General features: G+C 61.4%; 20 protein-coding genes and 1 riboswitch. Of the genes, 8 read left to right on the top strand and 12 right to left on the bottom strand.

Translation table 11 applies throughout. The annotated features are described in order from the left end of the window. Window positions 1-12: 12 nt before the first annotated feature. From JOE39_RS24600 to rutR, 6 genes are all read right to left on the bottom strand, one after another. Complete coding sequence (locus JOE39_RS24600) at window positions 13-702, bottom strand: OmpA family protein (protein ID WP_003319364.1); 690 nt, start codon at window positions 700-702, stop codon at window positions 13-15. A gap of 113 nt (window positions 703-815) precedes the next feature. Beyond that, a complete protein-coding gene (locus tag JOE39_RS24595; RefSeq protein ID WP_003316999.1) occupies window positions 816-1,742 on the bottom strand; it encodes an ABC transporter permease in 927 nt (308 codons plus the stop codon). After that, complete coding sequence (locus tag JOE39_RS24590; protein WP_024665525.1) at window positions 1,742-2,851, bottom strand: ABC transporter permease; 1,110 nt, start codon at window positions 2,849-2,851, stop codon at window positions 1,742-1,744. The genes JOE39_RS24595 and JOE39_RS24590 overlap by 1 nt, the downstream gene beginning before the upstream one ends. After that, window positions 2,844-4,355 (bottom strand): ABC transporter ATP-binding protein, encoded by a 1,512-nt coding sequence (locus JOE39_RS24585; protein ID WP_004419090.1) that lies wholly within the window; start codon window positions 4,353-4,355, stop codon window positions 2,844-2,846. Before JOE39_RS24585 ends, JOE39_RS24590 begins: the two co-directional genes overlap by 8 nt. After that, entirely contained in the window at window positions 4,352-5,443 is a 1,092-nt protein-coding gene (locus JOE39_RS24580; RefSeq protein ID WP_096113256.1) for a BMP family ABC transporter substrate-binding protein, read from the bottom strand. Before JOE39_RS24580 ends, JOE39_RS24585 begins: the two co-directional genes overlap by 4 nt. A gap of 213 nt (window positions 5,444-5,656) precedes the next feature. Further along, a complete protein-coding gene (rutR, locus tag JOE39_RS24575) occupies window positions 5,657-6,385 on the bottom strand; it encodes a pyrimidine utilization regulatory protein R (RefSeq protein WP_024650086.1) in 729 nt (242 codons plus the stop codon). Window positions 6,386-6,677: 292 nt separating this feature from the next. Between rutR and rutA the strand changes: the two genes are divergently transcribed. The 6 genes from rutA (at window position 6,678) to JOE39_RS24545 (ending at window position 11,692) form a co-directional block, all read left to right on the top strand. Next, window positions 6,678-7,760 carry a pyrimidine utilization protein A gene (gene rutA, locus JOE39_RS24570; protein WP_004419096.1) on the top strand — a complete coding sequence of 361 codons (1,083 nt, stop codon included), beginning with the start codon at window positions 6,678-6,680 and terminating at the stop codon, window positions 7,758-7,760. Then, window positions 7,760-8,497, top strand: a complete 738-nt coding sequence (gene rutB / locus JOE39_RS24565; RefSeq protein ID WP_016567277.1) for a pyrimidine utilization protein B — start codon at window positions 7,760-7,762, stop codon at window positions 8,495-8,497. The genes rutA and rutB overlap by 1 nt, the downstream gene beginning before the upstream one ends. A 10-nt stretch (window positions 8,498-8,507) precedes the next feature. After that, a complete protein-coding gene (gene rutC, locus JOE39_RS24560; RefSeq protein WP_003317005.1) occupies window positions 8,508-8,891 on the top strand; it encodes a pyrimidine utilization protein C in 384 nt (127 codons plus the stop codon). Between the two features lie 41 nt (window positions 8,892-8,932). Further along, window positions 8,933-9,712 (top strand): pyrimidine utilization protein D, encoded by a 780-nt coding sequence (gene rutD / locus JOE39_RS24555; protein WP_029572518.1) that lies wholly within the window; start codon window positions 8,933-8,935, stop codon window positions 9,710-9,712. Window positions 9,713-9,725: 13 nt separating this feature from the next. Then, a complete protein-coding gene (gene rutF, locus JOE39_RS24550; protein ID WP_003346162.1) occupies window positions 9,726-10,262 on the top strand; it encodes an NADH-dependent FMN reductase RutF in 537 nt (178 codons plus the stop codon). A gap of 242 nt (window positions 10,263-10,504) precedes the next feature. Continuing rightward, window positions 10,505-11,692, top strand: coding sequence for an HD-GYP domain-containing protein (locus tag JOE39_RS24545; RefSeq protein WP_134943071.1), 1,188 nt, complete (start codon window positions 10,505-10,507; stop codon window positions 11,690-11,692). Between the two features lie 24 nt (window positions 11,693-11,716). On the opposite strand, the gene JOE39_RS24540 is transcribed toward JOE39_RS24545, so the two are convergent. From JOE39_RS24540 to JOE39_RS24520, 5 genes are all read right to left on the bottom strand, one after another. Beyond that, window positions 11,717-14,446, bottom strand: coding sequence for a LuxR C-terminal-related transcriptional regulator (locus JOE39_RS24540; protein ID WP_209994983.1), 2,730 nt, complete (start codon window positions 14,444-14,446; stop codon window positions 11,717-11,719). 209 nt (window positions 14,447-14,655) lie between these two features. Continuing rightward, window positions 14,656-16,020, bottom strand: coding sequence for a DUF1329 domain-containing protein (locus tag JOE39_RS24535; RefSeq protein ID WP_004402712.1), 1,365 nt, complete (start codon window positions 16,018-16,020; stop codon window positions 14,656-14,658). Window positions 16,021-16,048: 28 nt separating this feature from the next. Further along, the gene (locus JOE39_RS24530) at window positions 16,049-17,986 is read right to left on the bottom strand and encodes a DUF1302 domain-containing protein (protein ID WP_004406890.1); all 1,938 of its coding nucleotides are present in this window, start codon (window positions 17,984-17,986) and stop codon (window positions 16,049-16,051) included. 308 nt (window positions 17,987-18,294) lie between these two features. After that, complete coding sequence (locus JOE39_RS24525) at window positions 18,295-19,977, bottom strand: fatty acid--CoA ligase (RefSeq protein ID WP_024661840.1); 1,683 nt, start codon at window positions 19,975-19,977, stop codon at window positions 18,295-18,297. A gap of 157 nt (window positions 19,978-20,134) precedes the next feature. Next, on the bottom strand, window positions 20,135-20,767 hold the full coding sequence (locus JOE39_RS24520; RefSeq protein WP_010424771.1) for a LysE family transporter: 633 nt from the start codon (window positions 20,765-20,767) through the stop codon (window positions 20,135-20,137). Between the two features lie 234 nt (window positions 20,768-21,001). Between JOE39_RS24520 and JOE39_RS24515 the strand changes: the two genes are divergently transcribed. Then, a complete protein-coding gene (locus JOE39_RS24515; RefSeq protein ID WP_003346154.1) occupies window positions 21,002-22,000 on the top strand; it encodes a class I SAM-dependent methyltransferase in 999 nt (332 codons plus the stop codon). A 39-nt stretch (window positions 22,001-22,039) separates the two neighbouring features. Beyond that, window positions 22,040-22,224: riboswitch (yybP-ykoY riboswitch) on the top strand. 22 nt (window positions 22,225-22,246) lie between these two features. Next, window positions 22,247-22,831: a TMEM165/GDT1 family protein gene (locus JOE39_RS24510; protein WP_003408669.1), complete on the top strand. Its 585-nt coding sequence runs from the start codon at window positions 22,247-22,249 to the stop codon at window positions 22,829-22,831. Between the two features lie 54 nt (window positions 22,832-22,885). On the opposite strand, the gene JOE39_RS24505 is transcribed toward JOE39_RS24510, so the two are convergent. Beyond that, window positions 22,886-23,704, bottom strand: a complete 819-nt coding sequence (locus tag JOE39_RS24505) for a M48 family metallopeptidase (RefSeq protein ID WP_003346150.1) — start codon at window positions 23,702-23,704, stop codon at window positions 22,886-22,888. Between the last annotated feature and the right edge of the window lie 17 nt (window positions 23,705-23,721).

The raw sequence follows: 23,721 nt of genomic DNA, 5'->3' as shown, positions 1-23,721 counted from the left end.
GAGCGGCATCGATCAGTACTGCTGACCCGGAATCGGCTTGAGGTTGACCTCTACGCGGCGGTTCTGGGCGCGGCCGTTGACGTCGGCGTTGCTGGCAATCGGTTGATCAGGGCCTGCACCGCGCACTGACAGGTGCGCTTGATCGACACCTTGCGAGGTCAGGTAAGTCGCGACGCTCTGGGCGCGCTGTTGCGACAGGTCCATGTTGTGCTGGCGGCTGCCGGTGCTGTCGGTGTAACCGACGATTTCAATGTTGTTCTGATTGAACTGCTTGAGCGAGCTCGCCAGATTGTTAAGCGGCGAATAGAAGCTGCTGGCAATGGCCGAAGAGTCCGTCGCGAACGTGATGTTACCCGGCATGATCAGTTTGATCTGGTCACCCTGACGCTGCACCTCGACACCGGTGTTGGCCATGCTCTCGCGCAACGCAGCTTCCTGCTTGTCTGCATAGTAGCCGTAGCCCGCCGATGCGGCACCCGCCACTGCAGCGCCGATCAGGGCGCCCTTGCCGCGATGATTGTGATCGATGGCCGCACCGGCTACCGCACCGGCCAATGCGCCAAGTCCGCCGTACTTGGCCGTTTTGCTCATACCACCGGAGCTTTGCGCCTGGCCTTGATTGTCATAGGGATTGGATGTTGCACAGCCGGAAAGCATGGCTACGGCGGTGGCGACAATGATCAAACGACGCGAGGTAAACATTCAGGAGCTCCTGGTTTTGACGAACGCTAATAACCGGATTAGAGCATACACGCTATCAAAAATTCCTTAACCCGTGCTGAACCGCCCGTATTGCGGGCTTCTGCGCGCACCGCTCAGCGGCGCTCCTCACGAATGTAAGGTTCGCCCAGCGCACCGGGCTGGCTGCTCGATTGACGCTTGCCGCTCGCCACCCAGACCATGACCAACAGGGTTACCGCGTAGGGTGTCATCAAGACGAAATACTGGGGCAGGCGCACGCCGGTTGCCGCCAATTGCGGAATCAGCGCCTCGATACCGCCGAACAGCAAAGCGCCGGCCAACGCGCGCCAGGGCGACCAGCGCGCAAAGATCACCAGCGAAACTGCAATCCAGCCGCGCCCGCCGGTCATGTCGGCGATCCACATCTTGGTGCTGAGCACGGCGATGAAACCGCCGGCCAGCCCCATCAACGCGGAACCGGCGACAATCGCCGCCAGGCGATAACCGAGCACGGAAATACCTGCGGCATCGGCGGCCTGCGGGTTCTCGCCCACCGCGCGTAGGCGCAGCCCGGTGCGCGTGCGATCGAGCAGCCAGACCACCGCGATGAAAATAACCACGGTCAGGTACACCAGCGGATTCTGCACAAATACCCGGCCTACCACGGGCAGCTCGGACAACGGCCACAGCTCGACCGCCTGCAAGCCGCTGACCGGGCGGTTGGTCCAGCCCAGCAGCGTGCCCAGCAGCCCGGTCAAGCCCTGACAAAAGAACACCAGCGCCAGCCCGGCGATCACCTGATTGATCCGCAGCACCAGCACCATCAGCGCAAACAGCAACGACACCAGACCTGCCGCCGCCATCGACGCCAGCAGCGAAAGGCCAGGCGAGCCGAGGCTCAACTGCATACCAATGCCCGCCAGTGCGCCGACCAGCATCAGCCCTTCGACGCCCAGCGCCAGTACACCGCTGCGCTCGATGAGGATCAGGCCCAGCGCTGCCAGGGCGAACGGCACGGCAAAATCCGGTGCGCTGCCCAGCCAGTGGGAAATAAGCTCCATCAACGTTCTCCTGCCTGAATGCGCCGCAGGCGATGGCGGATGAAAAAGTCCGATGACGCGACGCAGATCACCAGAATCGCCTGGATCAGTTGCACCATCGAAAACGGAATCTGATAGAACACCTGCAGGTTGCGTCCGGCCACGAACAGCATGGCGATCAGCAGCGCGACCACGGTTGCGGCCACTGGATTGTTGCGGGCCAGAAAGGCGATCAGAATCCCGGAAAACCCGTAGCCTTGATAGAACGACTGAGTAAGGCGCCCTTCCTGCCCCGAGGTCACGACAAAACCTGCGAGCCCCGCCAGCGCGCCCGACAGCAGCACGGTGCCGATGATCATCTTGCGCACCGGCACGCCCACCGCGCCGGCGACTTTCGGATTGGCGTCGACGAAGCGCAGGTACAACCCGGCCCGCGAAACACCGACGAACCACAGGGTCAGACCGGTGACCAGCAGCGCCAGAGGGATCGCCGCGTTATACCCGGCAAACAGATCGGGCAGCCGCTCGAAGCTCTGAAACGCGGGGGAATAGGGAAAGTTGTCTCGCGGGTCTTTCCAACTGCCGTACACCAGGTGCAGGAGGAAATTGGCAGCGATGTAATTGAGCATCAGCGTCGAGATGATCTCGTTGACCTGCCACTTGAGCTTCAGCAGCACCGGCCCCAGGCTCCACAACAATCCGCAGATAACGGCTGCCGCCATCATCAGCGGCAGACGCAACGCCTCCGGGCCCACCTGAAACAGCGAGATCGCCGTGGCGCCAATCGCCCCCCAGATCATCTGACCTTCCAGACCCAGGTTCCAGAAACGTGCCCGAAACGCCATGCACCCGGCGAGCCCGACCATGATCATCGGCGATGCCTGAAACAACACTGCCTTGAAGTTTTGTGCATCGAACACTGTCTGCACGACGAACTCGTTGAGCAGCTCGTCGGCAGGCACGCCGGCAAGAATCAGAATCACAGTGCAGATCGTCAGTCCGATCAGCAACGCCAGGGCAATGATCAGCGCCTGCAACAGCCAGCCGGTCTGCTGACGAAGCTCCAGGGTGTAGCGCCGCGCCAGCAAAGGTTGCCGTGCGGATTTCATTGGTTGCGCTGATTCAGTCATGGCTCACCATCGCTTTGCCGATGGCTTGCCGGTCGGCAGGGTGCGCGAACTCGGCGACAATGCGCCCGCCGTTCATCACGCCGACACGGTCAGCCAGGGCCAATACTTCGTCCAGATCCTCGCTGATCACCAGTACCGCAGCCCCCGCGTCCCGCGCCGCCCGCAAACGGGCATGCACCGCCTGGGTGGCACGCACATCCAGGCCCCGACTCGGGCTGTGCACCAGCACCAATTGCGGGTCGCGGCTGAATTCGCGGGCGATCACCAGCTTCTGGGCATTGCCTCCCGACAACAGCGCAGCTTTCTGATCGAGAGAGCGCACGCCCTGTACGTCGAAGTCCGCCACGGCGCGCTGCGCATCCTGTTTCAGACGCTTGTAGCCGAGACGCCAGAAAGAGCCGTATTGCCCGCTGTGAATATTGCCGATGGCAAAGTTCTCGGCCACCGACAGCGACCCGGCCAGCGCCGCGCCGTAGCGGTCGGCCGGGATCGAGGCAATGCGCAACTGCCGACGCTGGTCGGCCGACGCGCCGCGCAAATCGCCAAACCCGGCCATGTGGATTTCACCCTCAGTGGCTTGCGGCAGCCCCATCAGGGCGTTGGCCAGCTCGGCCTGACCGTTGCCGCCCACGCCTGCGATGCCGAAAATCTGCCCGGCGTGCAGGCTCAGGTTGACGCCGTTGAGCGTACTGCTGCCGACGCTGCGCAAGTCCTTGACCTGCAAACGCACCTCGCCGGGTGTCGCCGGTTGATGCTCGGCAACCGGCACCGATTCACCTACCGTGAGCTGCACCAGTTGCTCGACACTCACCTTCTGCGGGTCCAGGGTCTGCACGGTGCGCCCGCCACGCATCACGGTTACCCGGTCGGCATAGCGTTTGACGTCAGCCATCTTGTGCGTGACCAGAACCACCGCCGCGCCTTGCCGGGCGAATGCCTGAACAGTCAGCAGCAGACGCTCGGCCTCCTGATCGGTCAGCACTGCCGTGGGCTCGTCGAGGATCAGAATCCGCGCACCGGCCAGCAACACCTTGAGAATCTCGACGCGCTGCTGCTCGGCGACTGACAGACTGTCGACGGTGCGCGCCGGGTCAATCGCAAACCCCAGCGCCTCGGCCTTGCCGACGATCTCCTGTTCCAGCGCACGCAGCCGCTTGCGATAGCTGCCTTCGCCGGGTTGCTCGGGCAGTGCCAGGAGAATGTTCTGCGCCACTGTGAACGGCTTCACCAGCTTGAAGTGCTGGTGGACCATGCCGATCCGATAACGGCTGGCGTCCCTGGGCCCCTGAAGCTGAACCGGGTTATCGTCCAGCAGCAGGGTGCCGGTTTCCGGTGCGTACAGCCCGGCGGCGATATTCATCAGCGAGGACTTGCCTGCACCGTTCTCGCCCAGCAGGGCATGCACTTCACCCCAACAGGCGGTGAAGTCGGCATCGATCAGCGCCTTGAAGCCATCGAACGACTTGCTGATGCCGGTGAGTTGCAGCGCATTGACCTGGCTCATTGCTGAGTCTTCACGCCTTCGACGAACCAGTCCATTTTCCACAGGTCCGGGTCAGACAATTGCTGACCGGCCGCGACCCGCTCCTTGCCGTCACGATCGGCCAGCGGGCCGCTGTAGATGATTTTTCTGCCGGCCAGCAGCTCGGCGCGCTCGGCCTCGATCTTCTTGCGGTCCGCATCGGAAATGATCGTGTCCGCAGTCAGCTTGATATCGGTGCCGCCCTGCTGCATCGAGAGCAGCGCGCCGTTGGCGGGCGGCGTCCAGTTGCCGGCAATGATTTTCTTCAGCTCCGGCCCCAGGAAGCGATCCCAGACCCACAGCGACGAGCAGACCGTCGCCTTGGGGGCGAACTCGCTCAGGTCGCGATGGTGGCCGGTGCCGTGAATGCCGCGCTCCTGTGCGACGATCTGCGGTGTCGGGCTGTCGACGTGCTGACCGACCACATCGGCACCGTTGTCGATCAGCGCCATGGTTGCTGCGCGTTCCTTGACCGGGTCGTTCCATGCACCGGTATAGACCACGTTGACGGTGGCCTTCGGATTGATCTGCCGGGCGCCCAGTTCATAGGCGTTGATGGTCCAGTTGACCTGGCCAAACGGGTTGGCGGCGACGAAGCCCAGCTTGCCGGTCTTCGAGGCCGCGCCTGCGGCCATGCCGCACAGGTACTGGCTTTCGTAGGTACGCCCGTAAAACGATTCGAGGTTGGGTGCATTGGTGGTGCCGGAGCCGTTGAGGAACGCGACTTTCGGGTATTTCTTGGCCAGCGCAAGAAAGGTGTCGGAGTAGCCAAATGCAGTGCCGACGATGATGTTGGCACCGCGGGCGATGAGTCGGTCGACCACCGGCGTAATGGCCGCGGCGTTCTCGGGCACGCTCTCGACGTACTGGATCTTGGTATCCAGATCCTTTTCCAGCTTCACGCGCGCTTCGTCGAAGGCCTGAGTCCAGCCGCCATCATTGCGCGGGCTGATATACACCATGGCGATTTTCGGCTTCCCTTCGAGGGTCAATCCTTCAGCCTGAGCAAGGCTGACCGCTCCCAACGCTACGGCCGCACACAATGTCCCGGGCAACAGTTTCTTGTACATAGACGTTTTCCTGAGGGTAATGGCCGATGAGGACCGCACAGGCAGGCATTAGCAGCATCCATGCCATTACAGGAAAAGCGCTATGGAACAACGACCTGACGCCATCGAGACGAATAAAACAGATCAAATGGTCTGAATCGGAGCACTTGGTTTGTGCAGGACGCCCGCGCACTGCGCGAGCGGGGTGCGCGGGTCAGGTCCGCCGAAGCCCGGTCACGCCTTGCGCGGCAAGATCCCGTCCAGAACCATGCTGCGCAGGCTCGCCAGCACCTCTTCGAAAAACCCCGGATCATCCAGGGTCTTGCCAGTCACGGCCTCGACCTGAGTGCGGAAGTCGGCGTAATGCTGAGTGGTTGCCCACAGGGTGAAAATCAGATGGTGCGGGTTGACGGGGGCCAACTGGCCGCTGTCGATCCAGTGCTGAATCACCGCCACCTTGGCCTGCACCGTGTCACGCAACGGGTGCTGCAACTCGCCCTGAATCAGCGGTGCGCCCTGCATCACTTCCATGCAGAACAGCCGCGATTCAGCCGGGTGATCGCGGGACATTTCCAGCTTGGCCTTGATATAGGCGCTGATCGCCTGCACCGGGTCCTTGTCGGCGGTGAAGTGCAACAGCGGGCTCAGCCATACCTCGAGCAACTGACGCAGCACATTCAGGTACAGGTCGTCCTTGCTGCTGAAGTAATACAGCAGGTTGGTCTTGGAGACGTCCGCCAGGCTCGCGACCTGATCCAGGCTGCTGCCGTGCACGCCGTAGCGAGAGAATATCTCCAGCGCCGCATCGAGAATCAGCGTGCGCTTGCCTTCCATCAGGCGCATGCGCCGCTTCAGGGACGTCGCACTGGGTTCGCGGGTCGTCTTGACCACGGTCTCTGGCTTGGCCTTGCGTACGCGTTTCTTCGCCGGGTCAGCCAGGGGAGGTTTCTTGTTCACGCACATCCATCCAGTGATGCCGAAATGAGCGGGCATCTTAACGGGCGCAGCTGTTTTGTCGATACGGGTCGCCTGCGCCGTCCGCCCTGCCCCATCTGCGTGCGCCCTGCACAAACCAAGTGCTCTGATTCGGACCAAATGGTCTGAAACAAACATTAAAAATCCACAACCCCTTGAATAAAAAAGATAAATATTTCTGGCCCGCTTAATGCAAAAGATGATCGAGAGACGATTGAAGACGATTCAAGTGCCGCCAGTCGCGCTTTGGCACGCATCGACCCACGCAGAGAGGCCTCATATGGACATTGGTATCTTCATCCCCATCGGCAATAACGGCTGGCTGATTTCCAGCAATGCTCCGCAGTACATGCCGACCTTCGAGCTGAACAAACAGATCGTGCAGAAGGCCGAGGGCTACGGCTTCGATTTTGCGCTGTCGATGATCAAACTGCGTGGCTTTGGCGGCAAGACGCAGTTCTGGGAACACAACCTGGAGTCGTTCACGCTGATGGCCGGCCTGGCCGCGGTCACCAGCCGGATCCAGCTGTTCGCCACAGTCGCCACCCTGACCATCCCGCCCGCCATTGCCGCGCGCATGGCCTCGACCATCGATTCGATCTCCAATGGCCGCTTCGGGATCAACCTCGTCACCGGCTGGCAGAAGCCGGAATACGAGCAAATGGGGCTGTGGCCGGGCGACGAGTTCTTCCACACCCGCTATGAATACCTGGCCGAATACGCTCAGGTTCTGCGCGACCTGTGGGCCACCGGCAGCAGCGACTTCAAGGGCGAACATTTCAGCATGCAGGACTGCCGCGTCAGCCCTCGCCCACAGGGCGACATGAAGCTGATCTGCGCCGGTCAAAGTGAAGCGGGCATGGCGTTCTCGGCACAATATGCCGACTACAACTTCTGCTTCGGCAAAGGCGTCAACACCCCCACAGCGTTCGCGCCTACTGCACAGAAACTGCTCGAAGCCAACGAAAAGACCGGCCGCAACGTCACTTCCTGCGTGCTGTTCATGATCATCGCCGACGACACCGACGAAGCTGCACGGGCTCGCTGGGAGCACATCAAGGACGGTGCCGATGAAGAAGCCATCGCCTGGCTGAGCGAAAAAGGCTCGGCAGACAAAAGCGCCGGCTCCAACCTGCGGCAGATGGCCGACCCGACCTCAGCAGTTAACATCAACATGGGCACGCTGGTGGGGTCGTGGGCCACAGTGGCGAGAATGCTCGACGAGGTTGCCAGTGTGCCGGGGACTCAGGGCGTGATGCTGACGTTCGATGATTTCGTCAAAGGCGTCGAAGATTTCGGCGAGAAGATCCAGCCACTGATGACCAGCCGCAAGCACATTGCGCAGCTCAAGGAGGTGGTCTGATGGCAACCCCGACAACCGTCGCAGGCGTTGACCTGCCGGACCTGCAGCCCGCACGCGAGCTACCCGCCCGCCCCGAACCGCTGCGCATGAAACCCGGCGAAACCGCGCTGGTGGTGGTCGACATGCAGAACGCCTACGCGTCGCTCGGCGGGTATCTGGACCTCGCCGGGTTCGATGTGAGCAGCACCGGGCCGGTCATCGCCAATATCAACAAGGCCTGTGCCGCCGCACGTGCGGCGGGCATTCCGGTGATCTTTTTCCAGAATGGCTGGGACCCGGCCTACGTCGAGGCCGGTGGCCCCGGCTCACCGAACTGGCACAAGTCCAACGCCCTGAAAACCATGCGCAAGCGCCCGGAACTCGAAGGGCAACTGCTGGCCAAGGGTGGATGGGACTACCAGCTTGTCGACGAACTGACGCCGCAGCCTGGCGACATCGTGGTGCCGAAAATCCGCTACAGCGGCTTCTTCAATTCCAGCTTCGACAGCGTGCTGCGCAGCCGCGGCATTCGCAACCTGGTGTTCACCGGCATCGCTACCAATGTCTGTGTCGAGTCGACCCTGCGCGACGGTTTTCACCTGGAATATTTCGGCGTGGTGCTGGCCGACGCGACCCATCAGGCAGGCCCCGAATTCGCTCAGCAAGCAGCGCTGTTCAACATCGAAACCTTCTTTGGCTGGGTATCCAGCGTCGATGACTTCTGCACCACTTTCAGCCCTGTCGGGCAACTTTCGTGAGGACACCAGCATGACCAAGAAAGCAATCATCCCTGCCGGCACCAGCAAGCCCATCGCGCCGTTCGTACCGGGCTCCATGGCCGACGGCGTGCTCTATGTCTCGGGCACACTGCCGTTCGACAAGGACAACAACGTGGTACACGTCGGCGACGCCACCGCACAGACCCGTCACGTGCTGGAAGCCATCAAAAGCGTGGTCGAGACCGCAGGCGGAACGATGGACGATGTCACGTTCAACATGATCATGATCCGGGACTGGGCCGACTACGCCAAGGTCAACGAAGTGTATGCCGAGTATTTCGCGGGCGAGAAGCCAGCCCGTTACTGCATCCAGTGCGGCCTGGTCAAACCCGAGGCGCTGATCGAAATCGCCAGCATCGCCCACATCGGCTGAATCGCGACCGTGGGCAGTTGACGCCCACCCGGAGAAAACCCATGTTCCATGAGTTTCATGCCTGCCAGCATGCCGATGCACCGACCCTGGTGCTCAGTTCCGGGCTGGGCGGGTCTGGCCGCTACTGGGCAGATGACCTGGCACTGCTGACCCGCGACTACCGCGTGCTCGTCTACGACCATGCCGGAACCGGACGCAGTCCTGCGGTGCTGCCAGGGGATTATTCGATCCGGCACATGGCTGTGGAATTGCTGGCCCTGCTTGATTCACTCGATATCCAGCGCTGCCATTTCATGGGCCATGCGCTGGGCGGCCTGGTGGGTCTGGAACTGGCCCTGCTGCGCCCGGAACTGCTGCAAAGTCTGATACTGATCAATGCCTGGAGCAGTCCGAACCCGCACAGCGCGCGCTGCTTTTCAGTGCGCAAAAAACTGCTGTTGAACAGCGGACCGGAGGCCTACGTGCAGGCTCAGGCGCTGTTCCTCTACCCGTCAGACTGGATCGCCGCCAACGGCCCGCGGCTGGACGACGACGAAGCCCACGCTCTGGCGCACTTTCCCGACACCGACAACCTGCTGCGGCGCATCCATGCGCTGGAAACCTTCGACGTGGAGGCCGATCTCACGCGCATCCACACCCAGACCCTGCTGATTGCCAACCGCGACGACATGCTGGTGCCCTGGCAGCAATCCCGGCACCTGGCCAATGCGCTGCCGAATGCAACGCTGGTGGTGCTGGACTATGGCGGCCATGCCTCGAACATTACCGATCCACAGCCCTTCCAACGCGCCCTGCTCGCTTTTCTCAGCACACAATCCTGAAAGGACTCATCCCATGCCTACCTCCTCTGCAGCTCCCGCCATTCTGCCCATCGCTGCTGTCAGCCAGCTGGCGTTTCGCGATGCGATGTCCGGCCTGGCCGCCGCCGTTAACGTCATCACCACCGACGGCCCTGGCGGACGCGCCGGCTTTACCGCGACCGCCGTGTGCAGCGTGACGGATCAACCGCCGACGCTGCTGGTGTGTATCAACCGCAGTGCATCGGTGTATGACGCCTTCATCGAAAACGGCAGGTTGTGCGTCAATACGCTGGGCAACGGTCAGCAGGATTTGTCCAACCTGTTCGGCGGCAAGAGCTCCCAGCAGGAGCGCTTTGCCTGCGGCCAGTGGGAGGCCGGAGTGACCGGCGCGCCGATCCTCGACAGCGCAAAGCTGGCGCTCGACTGCAAGGTGAGCCAGTCGGTCAGCGTCGGCACGCATGACATTCTGTTCTGCGAGGTGGTGGATATCAGGCATCAGAGCGGTGCAGATGCATTGGTCTACTTCGGCCGTCGCTATCATCACCTGCCGAGCGAAACGCCAGTGGCCTGAAGGCTTTGCCGGTTGACTGGCGGATGTCGAGAATGAACTCGCCAGAATGCACCAAATAGACATGATTTTTTGCGACAGCCCCGTATACTGGCATTGTGAGATTAGAACAATCCTTGCAGTCAACGGGGTGACGTCATGTCGATCAATAGCGCCTGCATTCTGCTGATACCCGCCAGCAGCCCTTCGTATGCTCGTTGCGCTTACCCGCTGCCTGGCATGCCTACGCACGCAGGTGGCTGAGCATGCTGAAAAAAATACCTGTTGCTGAGCTTGCCCTGGGCATGCACATCCACAAAATCTGCCGCCGCTGGACCAATGATCCGTTCTGGATAGGCCTGGTCGAAGTCATGCTCGATGACGCTGAAGTGCTCGAGCGTATTCAGCAATCGGGCACTAAAGAAGTCTGGATCGAAACCGGTAAAAGCCGTGTAGTGACACCCCAGACCTCGCCCGCATCGCCATCGGCCAGCGAGGATACAACTCCGGCCAGTCTCGAAACGGAAGTTCTACGCGCCAGGCTGATCTGCGGACGGGCCAGAGACGCGGTCATGTCCATGTTTACCGAAGCGCGCATGGGCCGGGCCATGGATGTCGGCAATGTGCAGTTGCTGGTGGAGGAAATCTCCAATTCGATCCTGCGCCATCCGCACGCGCTGATCAGCCTGTCCCGCCTGAAGACCTCCGACGAGTACACCTACATGCACTCGGTGGCGGTCTGCGCGTTGATGGTTGCGCTGGCCAAACGCATGGGCATGCCTGACGATCAGGTCCGTGAGGCCGGTGTGGCCGGGCTGATGCACGATGTCGGCAAAATGATGATTGCCTCGGCGGTGCTCAACAAACCGGGCCGCCTGACCCGCGACGAATTCGAGATCATTAAGGCCCACCCCGAGCTGGGCGTGAAGATACTCATGGACACGCAGCCCGTGGCCGCGTCGGTGATCGATGTCTGCCTGCATCACCATGAGAAAGTCGACGGCTCGGGCTATCCGCACGGCTTGAAAGGCGACCAGATCAGTATCTTTGCGCGCATGGGCGCGGTGTGCGACGTGTATGACGCCGTTACCTCCGACCGCCCTTACAAAAAGGGCTGGGGCGTTGCCCATTCGATTCGCGAGATGGCGTCATGGAAGGGGCATTTTGACGATATGGTTTTTCAAAGCTTCGTCAAGACCGTGGGTATTTACCCGATCGGCACACTGGTACGCCTGGAAAGCGGGCGCCTCGGCGTGGTGGTCGAACAAGGTGAGGCGTCGCTGCTGAAACCGAAAGTGAAGGTTTTCATGTCGGCGCGCACCGGCAAGACGTTCGCCGCACAAGTCATCGACCTGGGCTGCCCTTCCGACCCGGACGGAATCCTCAGAATCGAAAAAACCACCGACTGGGGGCTGGAAGAAGTCGATACGCTGTGGGCGGGCAGTCCGGCCTGAGTGGCCCGGTAAACACCATCGTCGTCAAGCCAGCAAGCCCAGCGTCTTGGCCCTCGCCACCGCTTGAGTGCGACGCTCGACCCCCAGCTTGCTGTTGATGTGGCTGGCGTGGGTCTTGACGGTGTGCAGGGAGATGAACAACTGCTCGCTGATCTCCTGATTGGAACAGCCTTGTGCAATCAGTTGCAGCACACCCAGTTCGCGCACGCTGAGGCAATCGCCGCCATGTGCCGGCTCGGGCGACGGCGTGCAACAGGCCGGGAGCTTTTCCAGCAATGCAGCTTGAACCCGACAGGGTGGCAGGTGCAGAAGTTGCTCATGCAGCCACCGGGGGTGCTCGCCAATCAGCGCCTTGAACGGTATCAGTGCGCCGCCGGACGCTGCGGGCAGGCTGCGCAGCAACAATGCCCGCGCCTCGTCGCATCGCGCCTGGCTCAGCAGCAGGCCGATCTGCTGGGTCATGGCGATCAGTCCAAGCAGTTTCGCCCCCACCTCCTGAGCGTGCCGTTCGAGCGCCTGCAAGCGCTGCTCGCAGGCAACGCCGTCACCCTGCAGTCGCTCGAGTACAGCACGCTGCAACTCGATGTGCTGCGGCAGCTGTGGATGGCACTCAGGGGCCGCAGCGCCGAGGCCGCCGTTGTAGGTCTGCGTCAGGCGCAGCAGCCACGCTTCGGCAAGGTCCATGCGCCCCTGCAACAGCCACAGCTCGCATTTGACCAGGGTAATCATCGCCAGATAATAGATCGGCGGCACGTCCCAGATGTGCATCAGCCGTTCGGCTTCGGCGAGTTCAGCGAAGGCTTCGGCAAAGCGGCCGGCGCAGCCTTCCATGGTAGCGATCACGCAGTGGCCGATCAGTACGCTGATGTCGCGACAGGCGCGCGCCTCGGCCAGGCCGGCCAGCAATAACACCCGCCCCTCGTCAACCTGCAGACGCAGGGTCAGCAAGTAGCCCTCATACAGCGTCAGACGCGCGCGGACCGCGTACAGCCGAATGGTGGACAAGCCTTTGAGGCGTTGCTGCCCCTGCCGTACTTCCTCGAGCGCGCGGAGAATTTCGCCCCGGGCCTGCAGGACTCGGGCGCGGTCGTAATGCGCCAGCGCCTCGAACAACGGATTGGCGACCCGCTGAGCCAGTTCCAGCGCATCACGATTCAACACGCGGGCGCGCCACAGATCACCGTTGGCGACCGCGAGGTTGGCCAGTGTCGACAGGCATACCAGCCGCTGCCCATAGCGTCTTTCCGGCAGGCTCAGCAGGGCTTCGGTGCAATAGCGCTGAGTCTTATCACTGTCTCCGCGGCCGCGGGCGATGATGCCGCTGAGTGCCAGCCATTGGGCGAGCATGGATTTCTGAGCGGTTGCCGAGGGCGCCGGCAGAAACCGGCTCAGCTGATTGGCCAGCTCTTCGGCGGCATCCAGCTGGCAGGCCAGCCCCAGCGCCCAGGCGTAGAGCACGATCAAGCGGGGTGTGCTGGTCAGCAGGTCATCCGGCAAATCCATCTTCCAGCGCAGCAGCATGCCGACGTTCTGTTCGGCCAGCAGCTGTTCTTCCGAGAGGTTCTGCACCAGATTGGCTGCCACATCCAGATGCCCGGCGCGCAAGGCCTGCTCGACCGCTTCGTCCAGTTGGCCCTGAGCGCTGAACCAGCGGCAGGCATTGAGGTGCAGGCGGGTCGGCGGTGCGCCGGCCGCCTGACGAGCGCGCAACAGATCGGAAAACAGATGGTGATAGCGAAACCAGTGGCCCTGCTCGTCCAGAGGCACCAGAAAAACCTGATGCGCCTGCAGATAACCCAGCATCCCGGCGCTGTCGTGACCATCCCGCGCGGCGTCGCACAGCTCGGCGCAAAAGCGTTCCAGGCAGGCGGTGTCGTAGAGAAACGCCTGAACGTCGGCAGGCAGGCAGTCGATCACTTCTTCCAGCAGGTACTCGCGAATCAGCACCTCACTGCCGCGCAGCGCCTGGGACAAGGCGCTTTCATCACCGGCCTCGGACGCCGCCAGCAACCAGAAGCGCAGCCCGGCGACCCAGCCTTCGCTGCGCTGAATCAGGCTTTGCAACGCCTCGCTGTCGAGCGAGCCGCTGTGCCGCCCCAGCACTGCCATGGATTCGGCGTGCGTGAGGCGCAGGTCCTGTTCGTTGATTTCCAGCAGCTGCCGCGTCAGACGCAAGCGCGCCAGATGCCAGTCCGGGCGCTGTCGGCTGGTCACCATGACCACCAGCCCGGCCGGCAGATGATTGAGAAGGAACTGCAGGCAGCGATCGAGTACCGGCCCCTGGGCCAGATGATAGTCATCGAGCACCAGCAACAACGGTTTGCTCAACATCAGGTGCATGGCCAGTTCGTCGAGCAGACTGTCGAGCCACTCCTCGAAGGCGAACGGCTGGTGGCGCTGGCGCATCTTCAGCAGGCCCATCGCCTGCGCGCCCAGTTGCGGGAAGAATTGTTGAAGGCTGGCCAGCAACCGCTCTAGAAAACGGCCCGGGTCGCTGTCCCGCGCGCTAAGACCCAGCCATACGTTTTGCCAGTTGTCCGGCAACCCCTGACAGAACTCGACAGCCAGCGAACTCTTGCCGAACCCGGCCGGGGCGCAGATCAGCAGCAGTCGGCCGCCAAGCCCTGCATCGAGACGCTGACACAGGCGCGCACGGGGAACATAACCCTCAGGCAGAGGTGGACGGAAAAATCGCCCTTCCAACGCAGGAATCGCGCCGTCTGCAAACCCTTGAATTCGGGACAGATCAGTCATGGCCGGCTCGTGTAGGAATCGTTGTTTCGGCATCGCGGTGTTCGGAGACTAGCGGGTAAATCGCTACTTTTGAAAGGCCATCACCGAAAAGACTGTAACAAAATTCCTACGACTTATAAGGCCACTTTCCACAACTGAAAAAGCCCCGTTCAAGGGGCTTTTCAGGAGCACGAGGCAGACGCTGAGCTACAGCGTGTATCGATCAGACATCAACGAACCCCTTCCTGACGCAGCGCGTTGGGGGTGAAGTCGCTGGTGCCTGCCGTGAAGCCGAACTCGTAGGCTTTCTTCTCTTCGTTCTTCATGCCCAGCGCCACGTAGCGACCCGATTGCAGGTCATACAGCGTTTCTACCGCGTACCACGGCACTTGCTTGTCGTAGTAGTTTTCCGAGTGCGCCTCGGCCACGCGCCACAGCTGACCACGCCCGTCATAGTGGTCGATGACCGCGGCCTGCCAGGTGTCTTCATCAATGAAGAAGTCACGCTTGGCATAGATATGACGCTGCCCTTCCTTGAGGGTGGCGGTCACGTGCCAGACGCGGCGCAGCTCGTAGCGGGTCAGGTCCTGGTTGATATGGCCGGCCTTGATGATGTCGGCGTACTTGAGCGTCGGATCGTCCAGCTTGTGGCTGTTGGAGGCGATGTACATTTCCTGCTTGCCGATCAGTTTCCAGTCATAGCGATCCGGCGCACCGTTGTACATGTCGAGGTTGTCAGACGTGCGCAGCCCGTCGGACGCAGTACCCGGCCCGTCATAGGACACCTGCGGCGCACGACGGACGCGGCGTTGACCGGCGTTGTAAAGCCATGCCGAGCGCGGCTCCTTCACTTGATCGAGGGTTTCATGCACCAGCAGCACGCCACCGGCCAGACGCGCCGGGGCGGTGACTTCCTGCTTGAAGTAGAACAGCACGTTGCCTGGATTTTTCGGGTCGAAATCCCTCATCTTGTCGCGAAACACGAACTGATCGGAGAAATACACCAGGCTGTAGGAGCCGTTGGGCTGTGGCGTGGCCTGGGTGACCAGACGCTTGACGCTGCCGCCCCGGTAGCGGGTGATGTGGTTCCAGATGACCTCGACACCGCTTGCCGGGATCGGGAACGGGATGGCCGTATCGAAGTTTTCCAGACCACTGCCGCCACCGACCAGCTTGGTGGTGGTGGCATTCTTTTTGATCGCGGCGAACACATCATCCGGCACGGTAGCACCGCGATGGGTCGGGTAGACCGGAATCCGGTAGCTGTCCGGGTAACGCTTGAACATCGCGTATTGGCCCGGCGCCAGCTTGTCCTTGTACTGCTCGACATTGGCCGCGGTGATGATGAACAGCGGTTTTTCACTGGCGTACGGGTTGGCAAGGAAACCCTTGCTGTCCACCGCCCCGGCGTTTTTCGGCATCGGGCTCCAGGCCGGAATGGTGTTGGCCGCATTACCGGCCTTTTCCGCGCCCATCGGCGTCAGCGAGGTGCCCAGCTTCGCCGCTTCGGACTCGGACACCGCAGCCATCACACCGGTCGCCAGCAGCGACATCCCCAGAACCCCGGCCTGCAACAGATTTTTTGTTATTTTCATGTTCGTCGTCATCCTGAAAACCATGTTCTTAGAAGTTCATGCCGAAGCTCAGCGCCACGAAGTCCCGGTCATCGACCGTGGTGTACTTGCCATCAAAGAAGTTGGTGTAGGAAAGGTTCGCGGTATAGGTGTTCTGGTACTCGGCATCGAGCCCCAGGCTGACGGCCTTGCGCCCCTCTTCGAAGTTGCCGCCTGGGCCGGGTGAATAGCCTTTGACGTCATGCGACCAGGCCACGCTCGGCTTGAGATTGACCCCGGCGAACACGCTGTTGTAATCCCAGATGGCACGGGCGCGGTAGCCCCAGGAGTTGGCGGTGGTAAAGCCGTCGTCTTCGCAATAGCGGGTCAGGTTGTTCTGCTCGGCACCGGTCAGCGTGCCGGCGTTCAACGTTGCGCACTGACCGCCAGGCAGCGGCCCCGGGCCGTACACCGGATCGCGTCCGTAACGGATTTTGGAGGTGCTTTCGAGCCCGCCCACATGAGTCCAGCCCACTTCACCGACCACCGTCAGACGCTCGGCGCCCATGACCTGATCGAAGAACTGGGTAAATGTGGTCTGCATCTGGGTGATTTCTTTGCGGCGATAACCGGCTTGATCCGTATTCGGCTGCCCGCTGAGTAGCGACACGTTGGGGTTGAGCGGCGAAATGCCCGAATAGAGGATGTCGGTGGTATTGACCTGAATCGGCGCGTTGGGGCGATAACTGATCTCGCCGCTCCACGCCGTGCCGGTGGGCAGCGTGGTCGAGAAGCTCAGGCCGTACAGACGAATGTCTTCGGGGTATTCGACGTAGTAACTGGAGTTGCCTGCCACCACCACCGGCAACAGGCTGGGGGCCAGCGCGGCGGCAGTGCTGGCAGGAATGCCATTGCGAACCAGCGAACCGACCAGCCCTTGCGGACTGAACGAAGCAGCAGAGCCGCCGCGCCCGCTGAAAATCGGTGCACGGCTGTGGTAATTCATCATGTACGCGCCGAACTCGGTGTCCAGCGGTTCGAAGTTGTAACGCAAGGCGAAACCGAACTGGCCGCTGTCACGGGCATCGCGGTCAGGGCCTCGGCGCACCACCGCGCCCTCATCCGGGTTACCGAACACCACGCCCTGCTGCGACAGCGAATTGAACACCGCACCGCGCGCCCCGGCTGGCAGACCGGCCGCCGTCAGCGAGCTGTTCAGGCCGCTGCGGCTGCGCAATACCGCGAGGTTGTTGTTGCAGCCATCGGCAATCACATCGGGTTGCGAGAAGAAGGTGCCACAGTTGTCGACGACCGTCTGGTCCCATTCCAGCTGGTAGAAACCTTCAGCAGACAGGTTGTCGGTCAGGCTCTGCGACAGGTAGAACATGTTGACCGGAATCAGGCCTTCCTTGATTTCCGAACCGGGTCGCCGGAAGGCCGAGACATCGACCGGGTTGACGCTGTTGATGCCGCCCTGAATGAAAGTACTTTCCCCCCAACTGATGACCTGCTTGCCAAAGCGCACCGCGCCCGGCTGATCGGCAATCGAATAGTTGTGATAGACGAAGGCGTCGAGCAACTGGAACCCGGACGACTTGGCGCCCTCCTTGCGGCCCGAGTCGCTGATGTCCTTGAACTCGCGGTTTTCATCCTTGAGTTCGAAGTCGTACCAGTATTTGCCGCGCAGGAAAACACCGGTATCGCCGTACTTAAGTTCCAGATCATGAATGCCCTTGAATATCTTCGAAAACGTCTCCCCACGCTTGAAGTTCAAGTGACCGTCATCGGACGTTTGCGACAAACCACGCCCGCCGTTGTTGGCGCCGATCAGGTTCTTGTTGGGATTGGCCGTCGACCAGCTCGCGCCCACCGACAGCGACGAGTCGAAACTGCCTTCGATCTCGCCGACGTTGAAGGTCACGGCAAAAGCCGGGCCGGCGAGCGAAGAGGCAAGGCTGACAGCCAGAGGCAGCCTGGCCCGACGCCAGAAGGGGGATGTGCTTGTCATCGACGCTACTCCTTGTGTTTTATTGTTATGGCGGTGGGGAAATCCAGAAACGAATCAGTCATCGAATCAACACACGCGCCAGGTCCGTTCTTGCCATTCCCGGTGCAGACTATAGCCAGCACGCTCTGACGCTAGATCCCTCTAAAGTGTGATTTGCACGACCAACGCCTCTGGACCGCCCGTTTCCGGGAAGCCGCCAAAAAACATGTGCGGGGAGGATGGCGTAATTTGCAAATTTGGCAAGTCACAGAGCAGGACCTGCAGCGCAGACACGTGCCGTCACCGACCGATACGGCACGTCCGAGGTGTCAGAGGGTCGAGAGAAAGGCACTGTTGCTGCTTTGCCACTCCACGATGTCCCGGCGCATGCGTTTCTTGTCCAGCTTGCCGACGCTGGTCTTGGGAATTTCGGTAACAAGCGCGATCTGGCTGGGAATGGCCCACTTATTGATGTGACCTTGCTCGACAAACGGCTTGAGGTGTTCCTTCAAACCCTTGGCGTCGAGCTGGTGGCCATCGCGAATCACCAGCAAGGCAAACGGACGTTCGCCCCATTGCGGATCGGCGATGCCGACCACTGCCACTTCGCGCACTGCCGGGTGGCGACTGCACAAGTCTTCGAGTTCCAGCGAGGAAACCCATTCGCCACCGGTCTTGATCACGTCCTTGATGCGGTCGCGAATGTCGATGAAACCCATGCCGTCCAGCGTTGCCACATCGCCGGTGTGCAGCCAGCCCCCCGCCCACAACTCGGCGCCTTTTTCGGGCTCGCGAAAGTAGCTTCCGGTCAGCCAGGGCGCACGTAAGACCAGCTCGCCTTGGGTTTCTCCGTCGGCCGGGAGAGAGTTGCCCTGTTGATCGATGATGGCGGCCTCCACCAGCATCCCCGGCACGCCGGCCTTGATCCGGTAGGTGATGCGCTCGTCTTCACTGCCGGCTTTCAACTCTTCGTTGATGTGCGCTACGGAAATGAGCGGTCCGGTTTCGGACATGCCGTAAGCGGCAGTGAGCTGGATGCCACGGGATTTGGCGGCCTGATACAGACTGCGAGTCAGGGAGCTGCCGCCAATGATGATCTTCCAGCCGCCGAAATCGACGTCCTGAGCAGACTTGGCGTTCAGGAGCATTTGCAGGATGGTCGGCACGCAATGGGAGAAGGTGACTTTCTCCCTGCGCCACAGCTCTACCAGCAACTCGGGATCGTAGCGGCCGGGGTACACCTGTTTCAGACCGAGCATGGTTGCCGCATAGGGAATGCCCCAGGCATGCACGTGAAACATCGGTGTGATCGGCATGTAGACGTCATCGGTGCCCAGCAGCCGGGTGCTGTCGATACAGCCCATGATGGTCGCCACGCCCATGGTGTGCAGCACCAGTTGGCGGTGGGTGAAATACACGCCCTTGGGGTTGCCGGTAGTGCCGGTGGTGTAAAACGTGGTGGCGACCGAGTTTTCGTCGAAATCCTCGAACACGTACTCGGGGCTGGCCGCAGCCAGCAGGGTATCGTACTCGCCCACCAGGTTGGGCAGGTCGGCGCTCTTGTCTGGCAAGTCGGTCAGCAACAGGGTCTTTTCGACCGTGTTCAGGTGTCCGGACATGGCCTGATACAGCGCCGTGAACTCGCTGTTCACCAGCACCAGACGGTCATCGGCGTGGTTGATGGTGTAGGCGACCTGCTCGGGAGAAAGCCGCACATTGACGGTGTGGATGACCGCGCCAATCATCGGGATGGCAAACATGCACTCCAGGTAGCGGTGGCTGTCCCAGTCCATCACCGCCACCGTGTCGCCGGCCTTCACGCCTGCCGCCGTCAGCACGTTGGCCAGGCGGCAGATGCGTTCGTTGAGGGTCGCGTAGGTATAGCGGACCGAATCACGGTAGATGATTTCGCGCGTCTTTTCATAGCGACCGCCCGACAACAGCAGGCGCTTGATCAACAGAGGGCACTGATACGCGCCATCGGCGGGCGCAAGAACGCGAGTCTGTAACATATGAAGCCCTTTTCAAAGTCCATAGGCGTGCTGAAAATATGCACTCTAGGGCCTCGGGCTGCCAGTGAAATCAGTAAAAGGGATGATTTGCCGAGACGCCCCGCGCTGTCTGCAAGGGGCGTCCGGACTGCTGCATATGCAGGCCTGAATTCAGCGTTCAGTGGACCTCGGTCAGCGCCAGCTTGATGCCCAGCGCGATCAGCACGCCGCCCATGGCCCGGTCGAACCAGTGCCCCATGCGCGCGAATCCTGCGCGCACCCGGGCCTGGCTGAACAGTCGCGCCACCAGACAGAACCACGCCGCCGTCGCCACTGCGAGGTACACGCCGTAACCGCCCTGCACCAGCAATGGGGTGTGCGGATTGATCACCACGGTGAACAACGAGAGGAAGAACAGCGTCGCCTTGGGATTCAGGCCATTGGTGACAAAACCGCTGATGTAGGCACCGCGCGCCGTGCGCTCGCAGGGAGTAGCCTTGATGGCGGCATCGTCCGTCGCGGCGGCTGGCTTGGCGCGCAACGCCTTGATGCCGATGTACAGCAGATAAGCAGCGGCTGCCCATTTCAGCGCGTTGAACAGCACGATGGACTGGGAAACGATAATTCCGATCCCCAGCAGCGAATAGCCCACATGCAGAAAGATCGCCGAGCCAACGCCCAACGCCGCCCATGTCCCTGCCTTGCGCCCATGAGCGACGCTTTCACGCACCACCACCGCAAAATCCGGACCGGGACTGGCAACCGCCAGCAGGTGAATCAGCGCAACGGTAAGAAACTCTGCCAAGTACATGTGTGACCTCCTGGAGGATTGACGTCTGACCCGGCAGATTACGCTGTCTGATGTCCTCGCAACAGATGCCGGCATTGATACGCTGCAGAGCTTGCTCTAACTATGGTGCGACGCTGGAGCATGCGGAACGATCGCAACTATCGTGCGGCGCTCCGCGTCGCATGCCGTTCTGGACGCTCCGCGTCCTCTTGGCCCATATCCTGTTAGACTGCGCGCTTTTTCAGGAGCCATTCCATGGACCCGCGCAGTGAAGTGTTACTCCGTCAGGCTGAGCTGTTTCAGGGCTCGCTGTTGTTGGTCGGGCTGCCCGCCGATGACCTGCTCGGAAAACTGCCGGATGCCCGTGGATGGTGCTGGCACGCCGGTGATCAGGCGGCTCTGGACGCACGTTTTGAAGGGCGCGTGGATTTCGGTGTCGAAGCGCCACAGACTGACTTCGAAGCCGCTGTGCTGTTCCTGCCCAAGGCGCGTGACCTGACCGACTACCTGCTCAATGCACTGGCCTCGCGACTGGCTGGACGCGAGCTGTTTCTGGTCGGCGAGAAACGTGGCGGCATCGAAGCGGCTGCCAAGCAACTGAGCCCTTTCGGCCGCGCGCGCAAGCTGGACAGCGCTCGCCACTGCCAGCTGTGGCAGGTCACCGTCGAGCACGCACCGCAAGCCGTCAGCCTGGAAAGCCTCGCCAGGCCCTACCAGATCGAATTGCAGGACGGACCGCTCACCGTCGTCAGCCTGCCCGGCGTTTTCAGCCATGGCCGCCTCGACCGTGGCTCAGCCCTGTTGCTGGAAAACATCGACAAGCTGCCCAGCGGCAACCTGCTCGACTTCGGTTGCGGCGCCGGAGTACTGGGGGCGGCGATCAAGCGTCGTTACCCGCACAACGAAGTCATCATGCTCGATGTCGATGCCTTCGCCACCGCCAGTTCACGCCTGACCCTGGCCGCCAATGGCCTGCAAGCCCAAGTGCTGACCGGTGACGGCATCGACGCAGCACCGATGGGTTTGAACACCATTCTGAGCAATCCGCCGTTCCATGTCGGCGTTCATACCGATTACATGGCAACGGAAAACTTGCTGAGAAAAGCACGCCAACATCTCAAATCAGGCGGCGAACTGCGCCTGGTGGCGAATAACTTCCTGCGTTATCAGCCGCTGATCGAAGAGCACGTCGGCCAGTGCGAAGTCAGGGCGCAGGGCAACGGTTTCAAAATCTACAGCGCCAAACGCCCCTGAAATAAGCACTTGCCGAAACGTTTTCGCGGAGGCAGAATCCGCTCCGTCCTAGGGGAGTAGTCTCCCACGAGCGCCATGCTCGTCCGGCACGTATCAACATACTTGGTCCTCAGACCATGGTACGTGCGACCCGGAATCCGCTCAGACGGATCGGTGGTTTGACAAGACCTATGACACGAACACCTTACCCGGGGCGGGGAGGTTGTACGTGTCATAGCCGTGTTGACCCGCCCCTTAGGAAACCTGATGCTGGAATCATTCTTAGTCCCTACCGCAGTGGTCGCGCTCGCCGAAATCGGTGACAAGACGCAGTTGCTCGCGCTCGTTCTCGCCGCGCGCTTTCGCAAGCCATGGCCGATCATTGCCGGCATCGTTGCCGCAACCCTCGCCAACCATGCGGCAGCCGGCGCTGTAGGTGCCTGGTTCAGCAGTTATCTGTCAGACGCAGTGCTGCACTGGATCCTCGCCGCCAGCTTTACCGCCACGGCGCTGTGGACACTGGTTCCGGACAAAATGGACGACGACGAAGCCAGCACGGCACGCAAGTTCGGCCCGTTCATGACCACGCTGATCACGTTCTTCATCGCTGAAATCGGTGACAAGACGCAGATCGCCACGGTGATGCTGGCGGCGCAGTATTCCTATCTGTGGCTGGTCATTCTGGGCACCACGGTGGGCATGCTGCTGGCCAATGTGCCGGTGGTGCTGGCGGGCAATTTCGCCGCCGAGAAGCTGCCGCTGACCCTGATCCGCCGACTGGCTGCCTGCGCGTTCTTCGTGCTGGCGCTGGTAGCGGTTTACAAGGCAATGCAAGTCAGCGGCTGGGTGTGATGCTGGCCCGTAGCGTTGCGAAAACCCTCGCAACGCTACGGGCGACTCATCCACTCAGGATTTAGCGGCTTTCTGATACAGCGGCATGACTTTCGGTATCGCAGCCTGCAACGAAGCGATGCGACTCTCTGATGCCGGGTGAGTGCTCATGAACTCAGGCTGCGAACCACCGGAGTTCTGGGTCATCTTCTGCCACAGGGTGATCGCCGCATTCGGGTTGTAACCGGCGCGTGCGGCCAGTTCCAGACCGAGCAGATCGGCTTCGTTCTCGTTACTGCGGCTGTTGGGCAGCGTCAGGCTGTAGTTGACCACGGTATCTGCCAACGCCAGGCTGTCCTGTCCCAATCCCAGCAAGGCACCTGCGCCCTGCTTGGCCATTGAAACACCGTATGCCTTAGACATCGCTTCACGTCCGTGCTCGCGCAGGGCATGGGCGATCTCGTGGCCCATGACCGCCGCGATTTCATCGTCGGTCAGTTTGAGGGTATCGATCAGGCCACTGTAGACAATGATCTTGCCACCAGGACCACAGTTGGCGTTCAGCTCGTCGCTCTTGATCAGGTTGACTTCCCACTGCCACTGCGCCGAATCCGGCCGTAATTTGGGCGCCTGGGCAATCAGTCGATCGGCGATTGCATGAACCCGCTTGGCATTGGCGCTGGTGGTGTCCAGCACCCCTTTGCTGGTCGCTTCGCCAACGGTCTGCTGGTAGGACTGGGCGTACATTTTGTTGACTTCATCCGTGGAGAGCATGCTGAACATGTACTGTTTGCGCTCCACACCGACCGAGTCGCCACTCGTGGTATTGACTGCCTGACACCCGCCGAGCAGCAACGCAGCGCTCAAGGCACAGAAGGCAAATGAAGGACGCATGGTGTATCTCCTTGTGT

Origin of the sequence: Pseudomonas sp. PvP100 (assembly GCF_017833055.1) — a bacterium.
GTDB lineage: Bacteria > Pseudomonadota > Gammaproteobacteria > Pseudomonadales > Pseudomonadaceae > Aquipseudomonas > Aquipseudomonas syringae.
The sequence above is the reverse complement of the archived record's forward strand: the minus strand, read 5'-3'. Positions and strand labels throughout refer to the sequence as shown.

Excerpts from the sequence above, each read along its gene's own strand:
- JOE39_RS24580 (WP_096113256.1), bottom strand. The coding sequence starts at position 5,443 with ATGTACAAGAAACTGTTGCCCGGGACATTGTGTGCGGCCGTAGCGTTG.
- JOE39_RS24535 (WP_004402712.1), bottom strand. The coding sequence starts at position 16,020 with ATGAAAATAACAAAAAATCTGTTGCAGGCCGGGGTTCTGGGGATGTCG.
- JOE39_RS24510 (WP_003408669.1), top strand. The coding sequence starts at position 22,247 with ATGCTGGAATCATTCTTAGTCCCTACCGCAGTGGTCGCGCTCGCCGAA.
- rutC (WP_003317005.1), top strand. The coding sequence starts at position 8,508 with ATGACCAAGAAAGCAATCATCCCTGCCGGCACCAGCAAGCCCATCGCG.
- rutF (WP_003346162.1), top strand. The coding sequence starts at position 9,726 with ATGCCTACCTCCTCTGCAGCTCCCGCCATTCTGCCCATCGCTGCTGTC.
- JOE39_RS24590 (WP_024665525.1), bottom strand. The coding sequence starts at position 2,851 with ATGACTGAATCAGCGCAACCAATGAAATCCGCACGGCAACCTTTGCTG.
- JOE39_RS24595 (WP_003316999.1), bottom strand. The coding sequence starts at position 1,742 with ATGGAGCTTATTTCCCACTGGCTGGGCAGCGCACCGGATTTTGCCGTG.
- JOE39_RS24530 (WP_004406890.1), bottom strand. The coding sequence starts at position 17,986 with ATGACAAGCACATCCCCCTTCTGGCGTCGGGCCAGGCTGCCTCTGGCT.
- rutA (WP_004419096.1), top strand. The coding sequence starts at position 6,678 with ATGGACATTGGTATCTTCATCCCCATCGGCAATAACGGCTGGCTGATT.
- rutB (WP_016567277.1), top strand. The coding sequence starts at position 7,760 with ATGGCAACCCCGACAACCGTCGCAGGCGTTGACCTGCCGGACCTGCAG.
- JOE39_RS24585 (WP_004419090.1), bottom strand. The coding sequence starts at position 4,355 with ATGAGCCAGGTCAATGCGCTGCAACTCACCGGCATCAGCAAGTCGTTC.
- JOE39_RS24525 (WP_024661840.1), bottom strand. The coding sequence starts at position 19,977 with ATGTTACAGACTCGCGTTCTTGCGCCCGCCGATGGCGCGTATCAGTGC.
- JOE39_RS24520 (WP_010424771.1), bottom strand. The coding sequence starts at position 20,767 with ATGTACTTGGCAGAGTTTCTTACCGTTGCGCTGATTCACCTGCTGGCG.
- JOE39_RS24505 (WP_003346150.1), bottom strand. The coding sequence starts at position 23,704 with ATGCGTCCTTCATTTGCCTTCTGTGCCTTGAGCGCTGCGTTGCTGCTC.
- JOE39_RS24600 (WP_003319364.1), bottom strand. The coding sequence starts at position 702 with ATGTTTACCTCGCGTCGTTTGATCATTGTCGCCACCGCCGTAGCCATG.
- JOE39_RS24545 (WP_134943071.1), top strand. The coding sequence starts at position 10,505 with ATGCTGAAAAAAATACCTGTTGCTGAGCTTGCCCTGGGCATGCACATC.
- JOE39_RS24515 (WP_003346154.1), top strand. The coding sequence starts at position 21,002 with ATGGACCCGCGCAGTGAAGTGTTACTCCGTCAGGCTGAGCTGTTTCAG.
- rutR (WP_024650086.1), bottom strand. The coding sequence starts at position 6,385 with ATGTGCGTGAACAAGAAACCTCCCCTGGCTGACCCGGCGAAGAAACGC.
- rutD (WP_029572518.1), top strand. The coding sequence starts at position 8,933 with ATGTTCCATGAGTTTCATGCCTGCCAGCATGCCGATGCACCGACCCTG.
- JOE39_RS24540 (WP_209994983.1), bottom strand. The coding sequence starts at position 14,446 with ATGACTGATCTGTCCCGAATTCAAGGGTTTGCAGACGGCGCGATTCCT.